Annotated in this window: 10 protein-coding genes; 6 read left to right on the top strand and 4 right to left on the bottom strand. The window is 46.9% G+C overall.

The genetic code is table 11. The features are described 5' to 3' along the window. The first annotated feature begins 389 nt into the window (after positions 1 to 389). From BN161_RS11100 to BN161_RS11075, 6 genes are all read left to right on the top strand, one after another. Positions 390 to 707, top strand: a complete 318-nt coding sequence (locus BN161_RS11100; protein ID WP_044266037.1) for a nucleotidyltransferase domain-containing protein — start codon at positions 390 to 392, stop codon at positions 705 to 707. Beyond that, positions 704 to 1,102 (top strand): HEPN domain-containing protein, encoded by a 399-nt coding sequence (locus tag BN161_RS11095; protein WP_044266034.1) that lies wholly within the window; start codon positions 704 to 706, stop codon positions 1,100 to 1,102. Before BN161_RS11100 ends, BN161_RS11095 begins: the two co-directional genes overlap by 4 nt. A gap of 12 nt (positions 1,103 to 1,114) precedes the next feature. Continuing rightward, positions 1,115 to 2,671 carry an ATP-binding protein gene (locus BN161_RS11090; RefSeq protein WP_044266031.1) on the top strand — a complete coding sequence of 519 codons (1,557 nt, stop codon included), beginning with the start codon at positions 1,115 to 1,117 and terminating at the stop codon, positions 2,669 to 2,671. A gap of 214 nt (positions 2,672 to 2,885) precedes the next feature. Next, a complete protein-coding gene (locus BN161_RS11085; RefSeq protein ID WP_081743677.1) occupies positions 2,886 to 3,680 on the top strand; it encodes a DUF4469 domain-containing protein in 795 nt (264 codons plus the stop codon). A gap of 164 nt (positions 3,681 to 3,844) precedes the next feature. Beyond that, a complete protein-coding gene (locus BN161_RS11080; protein WP_044266029.1) occupies positions 3,845 to 6,040 on the top strand; it encodes a fimbrial protein in 2,196 nt (731 codons plus the stop codon). 156 nt (positions 6,041 to 6,196) lie between these two features. Further along, positions 6,197 to 8,113 (top strand): fimbrial protein, encoded by a 1,917-nt coding sequence (locus BN161_RS11075; RefSeq protein WP_044266026.1) that lies wholly within the window; start codon positions 6,197 to 6,199, stop codon positions 8,111 to 8,113. A gap of 353 nt (positions 8,114 to 8,466) precedes the next feature. On the opposite strand, the gene BN161_RS11070 is transcribed toward BN161_RS11075, so the two are convergent. The 4 genes from BN161_RS11070 to BN161_RS11055 form a co-directional block, all read right to left on the bottom strand. After that, positions 8,467 to 9,819: an MATE family efflux transporter gene (locus tag BN161_RS11070; RefSeq protein ID WP_044266023.1), complete on the bottom strand. Its 1,353-nt coding sequence runs from the start codon at positions 9,817 to 9,819 to the stop codon at positions 8,467 to 8,469. Between the two features lie 224 nt (positions 9,820 to 10,043). Next, complete coding sequence (gene rsgA, locus BN161_RS11065; protein ID WP_044266021.1) at positions 10,044 to 11,099, bottom strand: ribosome small subunit-dependent GTPase A; 1,056 nt, start codon at positions 11,097 to 11,099, stop codon at positions 10,044 to 10,046. Further along, the gene (locus BN161_RS11060; RefSeq protein ID WP_074435122.1) at positions 11,096 to 11,908 is read right to left on the bottom strand and encodes a class I SAM-dependent methyltransferase; all 813 of its coding nucleotides are present in this window, start codon (positions 11,906 to 11,908) and stop codon (positions 11,096 to 11,098) included. Before BN161_RS11060 ends, rsgA begins: the two co-directional genes overlap by 4 nt. Before the next feature lie 210 nt (positions 11,909 to 12,118). After that, positions 12,119 to 12,745, bottom strand: a complete 627-nt coding sequence (locus BN161_RS11055; RefSeq protein ID WP_044266018.1) for an HU family DNA-binding protein — start codon at positions 12,743 to 12,745, stop codon at positions 12,119 to 12,121. Between the last annotated feature and the right edge of the window lie 51 nt (positions 12,746 to 12,796).

The raw sequence follows: 12,796 nt of genomic DNA, 5'->3' as shown, positions 1-12,796 counted from the left end.
TCAATGAGTATAAGGATTTGCAATCCGCTTGAGCGAGGAATATTCGCTTAGATATACATAGCTGGTAACAGCACATTTGTTCTTTGACATGTTGGAATGATTTTTATAAAGCAAAATCTATGAATTTACTGAATCGTATTTAGGTAAAACTACAAATTAGCCGAAGTACGTTTCAGTAAAGTCAAAGATTAGCCAAAGTATGTTTAGGTAAAACGGGCAAATTATAAGCAGCACTATCTTGTTTATCACAAAACTCATAACCGTGCTGGATTTGAATTAGTTTAAACTAGAAAGCACTCTTGATGAAAACGTAAAAACCTGTCTTTCGGAATGCCAAGAACGGAAATTATGATTATCTTTGTAAAGCCTTCATCAAAAACAATAAGATTATGGCCCATACTACAGAAAAGATTATAGATAAAATCAAGGAATTGAAAGAAACAGTATTACCCTCAGGCAAACTGATTCTTTTCGGTTCGCAGGCGCGCCGCGATGCTACTGCCGACTCCGACTGGGATATGTTGTTACTTCTGGACAAGGACAAGATAACTCCTTCTGATTTCGACACTTATGCTTACCCTTTCGTGGAGTTGGGCTGGAATTTTGGAGAGTATTTCAGTATGAAGCTTTATACACTATCCGAATGGATGAAACGAAAAGGTACGCCATTTTTTAAAAATGTAGAAGAGGAAGGAGTTGAATTATGAAACTGAGTGAAGAAGAAAAAAAGGCGCTGATGACGAACCGTATGAACCGAGCTCTTGAAACTTGGGAAGAGACGAAAGGTATTATCAGCAACAATTTTTGGTATGCAGCCGCCAACCGTATGTATTATGCCTGCTATTACATGACTACTGCATTGCTAATAAAGCATGGATATAGCGCTTCTACTCATTCGGGAGTTATCCGCCTGTTTGGACAATATTTTATTAGTACAGGTATTGTTTCACGAGAAATGGGGCGTTTGTACAGTAAAGTGTATGAGTTGCGCCAGTCTGGCGATTACGATGACTGGATAAGCATTGGTCAAGAAGATATCTTGCCTTTAGCGGCTTCCGTAGACGAATATTTAAAGGAGCTGAAGAAATTGATTGATGTATAAAAGTAGAAGAATATGAGCGATAAGATTTTTCCCATCGGCATTCAGAATTTCGAGAAGATTCGTCAAGACGGTTATTTCTATGTTGATAAGACAGCCTTGATGTACAAAATGGTAAAGACCGGCAGCTATTATTTTTTGAGTCGTCCGCGCCGTTTTGGCAAGAGCCTACTCATCTCCACATTGGAAGCCTACTTCCAAGGAAAGAAGGAACTGTTCAACGGACTGGCCGTGGAAAAGCTGGAAAAGGATTGGATAACGCACCCCATATTGCACCTGGACCTCAATATAGAGAAGTATGACACTTTGGAAAGCCTGGAGAAAATCCTAAATGACAATCTGGCATATTGGGAAAGTCTGTATGGCACCCGCCCGACTGAAACTTCTTTCTCCCTGCGTTTTGCCGGCATCATTCAGCGAGCCTGTGAGCAGACGGGACAACGTGTAGTTATCCTCGTGGACGAGTACGACAAACCCATGCTGCAAGCCATTGGAAACGAGGAACTGCAAAAGCAATTCCGCAATACCCTGAAGCCTTTCTATGGAGCACTCAAGACGAAGGACGGTTATATCAAATTCGCTCTACTGACAGGTGTAACTAAGTTCGGCAAAGTCAGCGTATTCAGCGACCTGAATAATCTGGATGATATTTCCATGTGGAACGAATACATTGAAATCTGCGGAATCAGCGAACGGGAGATTCACGAGAACCTGGAAGCCGAACTGCACGAATTTGCCGCTGCCCGGGGAGTGACATACGATAAAATCTGTGCTGAACTCAAGGAGAACTATGACGGTTACCATTTCACGCACAATTCTATTGGTATTTATAACCCGTTCAGCCTACTCAACGCCTTCAAACGCAAAGAGTTCAACAGTTACTGGTTTGAAACCGGTACTCCCACTTACCTGGTGAAGTTATTGAAAAAACACCACTATGACCTGGAACGGATGGCGCACGAAGAAACTGACATCCAGGTGCTGAACAGCGTAGATTCTGAATCCACGAATCCCATTCCGGTGATTTATCAGAGCGGATATCTTACCATTAAGGGGTATGATGAAGAATTCGGCGTGTATCATTTAGGTTTTCCCAACAAAGAAGTAGAAGAAGGTTTCATCCGTTTCCTTGTGCCTTTCTATACCAATGTCAGCAAAGTGGAAACCCCGTTTGAGGTTCAGAATTTTGTCCGTGAAATACGCTCGGGCGATTACGACTCCTTCTTCCGTCGCTTGCAGAGTTTCTTTGCCGATACCACTTACGAAGTAATCCGCGAGCAGGAACTGCACTACGAGAATGTGCTCTTCATCGTCTTCAAGTTGGTAGGCTTCTATACCCAAGTGGAGTATAAAACGAACAATGGCCGCGTAGACCTCGTGTTGCAGACGGACAAATTCATTTATATAATGGAGTTCAAACTGGATGGCACTGCCGAAGAGGCTTTGCAGCAAATCAACGACAAGCAATATGCACTTCCTTTTGCAAGCGACGGGCGGAAACTCCTTAAGATAGGAATAAACTTCAGCCCGAAAACCCGGAATATCGAGAAGTGGATAGTTGAATCTTATTGACGCTTAAAGGCTAAACAGCCTCCCCCTTATATTTTAATCATTCCAACATGTCAAACGAGCTTTCGTTCTTTAGCATGTTGGAATGATTTTTTTGTGTAATTTCCTCCACGGATTTTCTGCGGAAGACTCATTCCCCATGCCATTATTTATTCGATTTATCAACCCGGCAAAACTCCGGTTTTACCGATATTATTCATTTAAAAAAATAAAGATTATGGCAAACGAAATCAAGTATCAAATCAACGGACAGTTGGCAGACAACACCGTGACCGTGGACAACAAGGAGGACGTGATCCTCGTACCCGTCTCCATCGGCAGCGCGGACGAGAACCGCATCATTGCCGAACTGAAAGCGGAAGACTCCGGTCTGCGCGAAGAAACCATCCGTCACGTCTTCGACCTGCAAAAGCGCGTCATCAAGCGGCTGTTGATGACCGGCATGACCGTGAACACCGGCCTCTACTACGCCTCCGTCAGCTTCCGTGGCGTAATAGAAAACTCCACCTGGAACCCGGCCAAAAACTCCATCGTGGTGAACTTCAACGTAGGCGCCGACCTACGGGAAGCCATCAAGGAAACTACAGTGGGCATCATCGGCGAGAAGGGCAGCGCCATGTACATCGGCGGCGTACAGGATGCCTCCACCCGTGCGCAGGATGCCTCGGCCACAGCCGGACGCGCCTTCACCCTCACAGGCAGCAAGCTGAAAGTGGTGGGAACCGACCCGGCGGTGGGCATCACCCTGAAGAACAGCAAGGGCACGGAGACCAAAGTTGCCGAAGACCTTTGGGTGACAAACGACCCCTCGAAGCTGACGTTCATCATCCCCGCCGATCTGGCGGACGGCACGTATGAATTGAAAGTAACCACACAATTCGGCGGCAACAGCAAGACGATGCTGAAAGTTCCGCGCAGTGTGATGAAAACCATCTATATAGGCAAGGCACCCGACGGAGGCGGTGGCGATGGCGGCAGCAGCGGCGGTTTGGATGAGAACCCGTTAGGATAGGTAGTTGATGGGCGTACTGCTACGGCAGGCGTAGCTGACCGTCTACGGGTGACATAGGTGACCGTCTACGACCGGCGTAGCTGACCGGCTACGGGTGGCGTAGCAGTAGAGCCCGGGAAACGCCTCAGAATAAGATTACTTTTTTAAAATAAATATATAGACAAATGATGAAAAAGAAAAACATGCTTTGGATGTCCGCCCTGCTGGCCCTGCTTGCAGGATGCAGCCAAAATGAGTTGGGCATCGACGACACTCCCACAGGAGGAGCGCAAGGCAAAGAGATCCGTCTCGTATTCAGTGGCGGAGGAGAGTCGCAAGAATACACCCGCGCCATCGCTTCCGAGAGTGAAAACCAGATTGACAACCTGGATATCTACGTGTTTGCAGCTACCACGGAAGGCGGAGACTACCAGTATCTGGAAACGTGGAAAGCCGCAGCGGAAGACAACACTCCGGCAAAGACTTTCAAGCTGAGCGGTGCCGGAACCGCCCGCAAGGCTTCCATCTTTCCCACAGAGCTAAAGGGGATTCCTAATCTGAAACTGTATTGCGTAGCGAATAGTACGACGCTTTACAAGGCTGACGGAACCGCAATTGATCCACTGACGGCGGTGACAACCAACGCCGCTAGCGGAGCCATCGAAATCCCAGGTACGAAAGCAGAGGACTTCGAGAAGTACTTCACTTCCAAACTAACAACGGCGAGCACCCCGTTGGGTACTCCGCTGGTGATGACCGGAAGCGGCACAACGAAGATACTGGGCAACATAGCCACGGTAAACATCGAACTGAAACGCCGCGTGAGCCGTTTCGACATCGACAATGAATCCGCCAAGACGGGGCTGATTATTGAAAGTGTATCGCTGGGAAACGGACGTCATCAGTCTACCGTGATGCCGGGCACGCTGACCGATATTCCCGAAGGTGAACGTGCCACCAACCTGATTCAGTACCCCATAGTGGAAGGAAGCTACCTGATGTTGCCCAAAGCTAATCAAGGTGTGACGGAGAGTGCCCTCTACACCTATCCGCTGAAAGATACGGACAAGGCGTTCCTTATCATCAAAGGCAAATACCAGAATCCGATGCAGAAAGACCCGGTTCCGGTGGAGTACCATCTTGATATACAACGGGTACCCGATGGAGGCGGTGATCCCAAGTTCATGGATGTGGAAGCCAATACCCGCTACACCCTGCACATCAAGGAAGTGATGGAAGCCACCATCACCGCGTTCTTTGAAATTGTAGACTGGACAAGTGGCGGCGGGGTTATCATCAAGCCCGACAATGCTGCGCCGGTGGTGACCGCCCTGAATGTGGAAGGAACGGATAAAGACGTAACGACCAAAGAAATCAGCGTGACTGCCGACGGTACGGAGAAAACCATCACACTGACAGCCACGGCAAGTGGAAAGGTACAGCCGAAGTTCAGCACGACAACCGGATGGCCAATAGCTTGGTTGGAACACGACGACGCCAGTTACCAATCGGAAGTGGTGGACGGGGTGACTACCAGCACCATGACCTTTAAATATACACTGACTGCCAACAGTCCGTATGTTCCCATTACGTTGACCCTGGCCAATGAATCGGCTTCGCAGGATGAGTCAGTGTACACCACGCTAACGATTGTTCCGCCCGCCACGGCGCCGGTACTGGACTTTGCGACACCGGATGCGGATACGGGGAACTTTAACCTGTATGATAAGGATAATAACAAGCTCACCATGTACAAGACAAGCAAGAGCAGCATCACGTTGGGAGCAAGTTGTCCTTTCGGCACAAAGCTAGTGTTGTCTAATCAGCTTCCATGGCTGGAAGTGGCGAAGAGTAAGACGGGGCCTACGCCGAGCACGACAGGCACTCCCACCACGGATGTTCCCGTTGATACTCCGGTAGAGGAGTTCTATACGCTTATGCTGAAAGATGTGACGGCAACCAGTGATGCGGACAGCAAGTTTGAGATTATTAATCTGGGGGACGAGGCAAAGAAACTGGAGTTGACGGTAGAGTTGCTTGACCCGGCCATCACGGCGATTGAGTTGGCAAATGCAGGGGGAGCCGCTTATAGCGAATACAAGATTACCGACGTAGCTCGCGCTGCTGCCAGTACCATTGAAGTGAAGGTGACTTCTCCGCAGGGTGTAACGGCGAATACGTTATCGTCTTGGTTCACAGTTGCCGAAACTACTGCCTTTGCAAGAAACGCTCCGTCGGATGCCACAGGCACCCAGACTTTCACCCTGACCGTGAAGAGTAATGTGACGGACTTCACCCCTGCTCCTATCGTGCTGAAAAACAATATTGCAGGTATGGAGGATGTGACGGTACTGGTTAGTCCGGCTGCCCCTGTCCCTTAATTCAGTACTATAAATTTCGCAAAGTATGTATTATTGATAAGCAAAAGTATTCTAATTCTCCTCCTCCGACTGGAGGAGGGGAACTGAGATAGCTTCAATAACATATGGGTAATTTGCGAAAGCCAAGTGAAATAACAAACAAATAATGATAAGATTATGATTAAAAATAGAAAACAGTTTTCCGTATGGGTGATAGGCTTGCTTGCCCTCTCACTTGCGGGTTGCAGTGAAGCGGAAGTGCTGCCGGCAACCACTCCCGGCGATGATCCGCTGGCAGGTGACCCGACGCGACGCGAAGTTATCCTCGGCTTCCAGAACAAGCTGAGCATAAAGACGGCGGGCACCAATACCCGTGCCGACGATGCCATAGCCACCACCGAAGAGAATGAAATCACCTCACTGGACATCTATGTGTTCTCCTCGGACAAGGAGGAAGGCCCGTACACCTATCAGGAGCGGTTCTGTTACCGTGCAGATGGTTCCACCATTCCCAACGCGACCAAAATCATCCTGACTGTGGAAGGCAGCAACGTGGCACTCGCTACTCTTCGCCCCAAGAAAGGCCTGTTCACCAAGTTCTACTGCATCGCCAACCAGCCGAAATTGCTGAAAGCCGGAGCGGAATACACCGTCTTCACCCCACTGGAACAGAGTTCCCCGGGTGCGGACTATAACATTGTGACTAAAGCGGGTATTCCCACTGAAACGGATTTTCTCACCTTTACCACTCCGTTGCTGGACCCTGCCACGGATACGGACATATTGTTGACACCCCTGCCGATGGTAGGTTCCTACAGCCCCGCACTCGACCTGCGGGATATCAGTATGGGGTCCCGTACCCGCATCAATATGACGCTGTCACGTATCGTCTCCCGTTTCGATATTATCAATGATGAGAAATTGTCACATCTCACCATCACCGGTGTATCGATGGGACACGGTCGCAAAGGCGTTACTTTCTTCCCGGTAGTTCCCGTGGAAGATGCCGATCCTGACAAAACGCTTATCACCTATCCCGACCGTGACTTTGACGGTGTCAATGCCAATAAAGGGACACAGACAGGGGCTTTCTACAGTTATCCCAGCCCGATTGCCGACAAGGGATATCTGATTATCAAGGGAAAGTATGCTCTGAACATGACGGACGTGCCGCAGGAGGTGAGTTACATGGTGAATTTTGAACAATCGGTAGCGGGTACGGGCGGTTACATCGAAATGAAGCCCAACCACCGCTATACGGTTCGCATCACCGATGCCGACCCGTTCAAGCTGGATGTGAACATCACTGTCTCAGACTGGACGGATGGAGGAGATTTCGAGTATCAACCGGAAAATGAACTGTCTATCGGAACGCTGGCAGGAGTTGGGGCAACCGCTATTGAGGACAACAACAAAGCCACCGTCTCGCCGGATGAAACCGAATATTTCAACATCCCCTTCACCAGTAATTCGGAAGCGGAATGTAGTATTGTCTATACAAATTCTGCGGGCGGAAGCGCCGAATGGCTGAAGACGGCAATCACAAAAGATGTGGTAACCCGTACCGGATCGGTTGCTTATACCTGCAAAGTGTCTAAAAATACGGAATATACGGGCAATCTGTTCCCGAAAGCCATCATCGTGTTGCGCAGCAAGGCGGGACGTGAGGAGAGCCAGATTTCAGTAAAGGCAGCAGTCAAAGTACCTACAGTTGCCGCAGCGACAGGCACTCCGTCGGAACCGGCCGGAGTTAATTCTTACGTTGCTGGAAGTGAAGCGCCGGATGTGATAACCGGAGTGCTCAATATGCAGAAACAGGAAAATGCGGGCACTACTTCGTCCATGAAGCTGACCGTGACCGCCAAAGGGGGAAGCCGGATTTCCGGACTACCCACATGGCTGAAAGCGGACAAGGCGGTGGGACATGCTACCGAAGCTATAGATTATACCTTGACGCTGGATCAGAATGCAAAAGATTTCCCCACGACATTCCCAGCCAATGCGGCGGCAACCTTTGAAATACAGAATCTGTCGGATGCGGCAAAGAAGGTGACGGTAACGGTAAATGTGACGGAGACAGCGATAGTACCGTAAAGAAAGAACAAGGAAGAATGAAACAAGTCTTTGTTACATAATAAAAAACTTCTGAAATAAAGAATCGGGTAGGAAGGAAACGAAGGGGTTTTCTTCCTACTTTGGTTTTAGGGGCGCAGTTACAGCAGATATTTCTCTGTTATCTTAACCTGAATTTCACCATCTTTTTTGTGACACATCACTCAGTTAATTCTTCTATAGTTCGAGTTACATATTGCTTTGATAGTTAGCGTGAAAACAACTCCTGATTTTTATCATTTAATCCATTTTTCATGCAATAACTACTATTATATGAGCACTTACAAAGTCTCTCAATTATCAATTTAAAAATAGTCGGGAAGCTTCCTCCTGCCCTATTTCATCTTCCCCAAAATCTTAGGAAACTGCCAAAAGAACAACAGCGTACAGCAAATTGCAGCCGTAGCATCGGATATAGCCTCAGCCGCATATACTCCGGTCACTCCCATATAATGCGGCAGTATCAGTGCTAACGGAATCAACAGAATGGCCTTGCGGAGCAAAGCGATAAAAATGGATATCCTGGCCTGCCCCAATGCAACAAACATATTCTGACAGGCACGTTGCAAACCGAAAATGGTCATACCACCCAAAAAGACAGGCATAGTCCAACGGACCGTTTCTATCAACTTTTCATCACTTGTAAAAGCAGATGCAACCGTTGACGGGAACAGGATCATAAGTAACATCAGAATCAGATTAAAAGAGAACATGGTGATCAGTGCAATACGGAAACAATCCTTCACACGCTGTTTATCCCCATGCCCATAATTGTAACTTACAACCGGAATAAAGCCTTGCGCAAACCCCGTCAGCGGCACACTGGCAAACTGCATCGAAGTCTGTAATATCGTCAACGCACTAACGTAAATATCTCCAAAATCTTTCAAGCTACTATTCAGTACAAAGCCCACCAAACTCTCTGTACTGGCCATAATGAACGGAGATACTCCCAGTCCCAGCATCGCAACAACAATTCCCCGGTTCAACTTCATATAGCGCCTCTCCAAAGGCAGAGAAGCCTTCCGGGAGAATAGGAAAGACAATACCCACGCAGCACTGCAAGCCTGTGAAATCACCGTAGCCAAAGCAGCACCTTTCACACCCATATCAAACCAGAAGATAAAAATAGGATCAAGAATGATATTTAATAAAGCTCCGATTAAGACAGAGTACATGGCAATGGCAGGACGCCCCTGCGCATTGATAAAGGAATTGAGTCCGGTGGAAATCTCTACAAAAACAGTTCCCAGCAAATAAATGGAAAGGTAATCGACCGCATAGCCCAATGTATGTTCCGAAGCGCCTGTAAAGAGCAGGATAGGCTCCATGAAAGTATAGGCAATGAAGGAAGTAATTAAAGTAAATAGAATCAGCAGTGTGAAGCCATTCCCCAATATCTTTCCGGCACGCTGGCGGTCACCCTGCCCGAGGGCTATGGCAGCCAACGGTGCACCACCACCGCCCACTATTGCTGAAAAAGAAGAAATCAATACCACGAGAGAAATTGTTACCCCTACGCCTGCCAATGCATCCGTCCCGATGCCCGGTATGTGTCCGATATAGATACGGTCGACAATGCTATAAAGCAAATTGACGAATTGTGCCGCTACTGCCGGAAGCGCCATCTTGAAAACCAGTGGCAACATACGCTCGGTTCCCAGACGTTCTTCATATTTATTGATCATCGTGATTCTTCTTTTCTAAAAACGGATGCAAAGGTACGACAATTTCTACTCGTCCCAAAGGTAATGCGTGCGGCTTTTATAGGAAACAGAGATAAAACATCCCTACTACCATTATAGAAGAAAAGATGCTTTGACAAATGGGAGTAAAAGATTAACTGGATTTGATTAGATATAAAACAGTGCAGCTATTCTACTAAAAGAATACTGCACTGCCTAAATAGAGATTAGCGATCCGATTTAAGTTTCTTCACCTCCTCCACGAGTTTTGAAAAGGATTTATCCCTTTTACGCTTTTCATGTTCGGAAGTAGAGAAATGCCACGCTTCCCGTCGAAGTTTCTGATAACTCTCATAAACCTTACGGTCCAATATACCACTACTTACCGCCTCTAAAACGGCACATCCAGGTTCGCTGATGTGCTTGCAATCCTTGAAGCGGCACGATGCGGCATAATCGGAAATCTCCAACACCTCTGCAAGAGAATCAGGATCGTCAATAGCCAAGCCAAATTCCCGGACACCCGGAGTATCGATTAATACCCCTGAACCATCCATCAATACCATCTCCCGACGAGTGGAAGTATGTCTTCCTTTTCCCGTGGACAGGCTGATATCAGACGTTAACAATACCGATTCCCCACAAAGCGCATTCACCAGAGAACTTTTCCCTACCCCCGAAGAACCGACAAACACAACCGTTTCGCCTGCCGATATAAACTCCCGCAATTGGAGAATCGTCTGAGGTTGATGGATACTTGTAAAAAACACCGGTATCTGACGGGCAATGTGCCTGATCTGTTCTTCGACTTTCTGCCTATCAAACCCTAAATCAGCCTTGTTAAACACCAATACAGGACTGATATTCTCTTCCTGCATCTGAACCATGAAACGCTCGGCTCTGCGAACATTGAAATTATCATCAAGACTTTGCACGATAAATGCCTTGTCGACATACGAGGCAATGGCCTGTTTGTCGGCAACCGTTCCGTTTTTCTTGCGATATAGCGTCCGTTCACGAGGCAGCATATCCACTATAATCCCTTTATGTTCGTCGAATGGTTGAAAAAGTACCCAATCACCGGTACAAGGGAGTTCAAAGTCTGATTTTCCATACATCATATTCCCCGTCAGTTCACACTGAAACAGACCGTTTTCTGAAACAACCTCGTAGCATGTACGGTGTACGATGGATATACGTCCATGTGTAAGGGAATTGTATGTAGACTCTTGTTTTAGTTGGTGTAACTTGTCATTCCAACCGTAATTATTCAAATAAATCATTGTTCTATCTTTTTTGCGATGAAAAATGTATAGCCGTAGAAGGCTTTATACTTGCTGTACAGTTCTTCTTCATCAAACTGAAGCGAACTGAATTCTTCAGCAATCTTATTTCCCGCATATTTATGAAGGAAGATTTTCTGAGCTTCAATCTTTGCAGCAAAGTAATGCTCTGTCCAGCAATTCTCCGGCAAAATAAATGTAGCGACGGGAAGATAACCAGCTTTGTGTATCTTGGCCACTTGATTGGGAATCGTATCTATTTCAGGATACGCATTCACCCAGAAGTCATTGATTTCCGCAGGACGCTTGTCAGTAAACCACGAACTTTCAGAAACGGCAATATATCCTCCCGGCTTCAAATACTTACGCCACTCATTTAATCCCCGTTCAAAACCAATATTATAAATGGCGCCTTCCGACCAGATCAGGTCTAATTCCTCATTCTGAAAAGGAAGGTTATCCATAGAACCGACAATGCCTTTCAACCTGTCCTGCAAGCCTGATTGCTTTGCATTACGATTGAGGATATCAATAAAGTCGGGGAAAAGGTCGAGTCCGGTGATCTGCCCGGAAATATGTCCGGCCAATACCATTGTCTGTCCTCCTGTTCCACAGCCGATGTCGGCGATAAGGGATTTGTCGGTGAGGTTATCTATAAAGCTCAGTGCTTTCAGTGTTACATCAGGACTTCCGGGTCCTTGGCGTTCCATATTGGAGAAGAAGTCACAGATTAATTGAAGTTCGAAATCGTGAATTGTTTTATTTTCGTTACTCATTTTCTTAATGTATTTTGCATACAAGGAAAGCATAACAATGCCTTCATCATTGTACGCAGATTAAACTTGAATTATAATAATAGAAAACTACTCTCGAAAGGAGTTATCCGAGAGTAAACGAAGGGACAATCTGTATCAGAAACACAGATTGTTTATTAAACCAAATCCGATTTGAATGTCTTTGTCATGGCGCAAAGATAAATAATATTTTGATTTACAGCAAATTTCATGCATCCTTTCTTTTCACCCCTTCTTCACATAAACCCTATGTGCACCACGTCCGGCAGTGTCAATGCCGGAATCCGGGAGGGCCGCCCATTCTTTCAGTTCATTCGTAGCAGTGGTGCGCAACAACCCGGTTAATTGCTGATATTCGCTGACAGTAAGAAAAGAATGTGACTCCAGATACTTCACCGCCAGTGCCAAGCGCTGCTCCGGAGCATACTTTTGCGAAGAACGACGGGCTTTCCAAGGTGCCCGCTCCAACAGACAGCGACCGTTGATGCGATATACCAGATTCATGTCTACACGGAAATTGACTTTGCCCACCACGATGCTCTGTGCATTGCGATGCTTCGCTTTTTCTCCCGCTTCTTCCCGCTCCTTGCCCGTGCGCAACATCAAAGCCGGAGTGAAAGTTCCGATGTCGTCCAGTTTTACGGAGCGTCCCTCTGCCATCTGATGCGACATTTCGATAGCAAGTTGCTTCACGATTCCTATTATATCACCCACATTGAAGCCACTGCTTTCCGACACGTTGCGTGCCAGTTGTTCTGTGGAAACCTGGTCTATCATTGCAAAGCGTGGATAGAGAACGCGCTCGCCCGTCTTGTGAATGTCGGGCATTTCTTCCATTACATAGTATGCCATATCCTTTGTTTATCAGACATTAATAAAAAAGTTGTTCGCCATTAAAAGAAA

It is taken from the genome of Bacteroides timonensis, assembly GCF_000513195.1.
GTDB lineage: Bacteria > Bacteroidota > Bacteroidia > Bacteroidales > Bacteroidaceae > Bacteroides > Bacteroides timonensis.
Note: the sequence above shows the minus strand (reverse complement) of the source record. Positions and strands in the feature narration are given on the sequence as shown.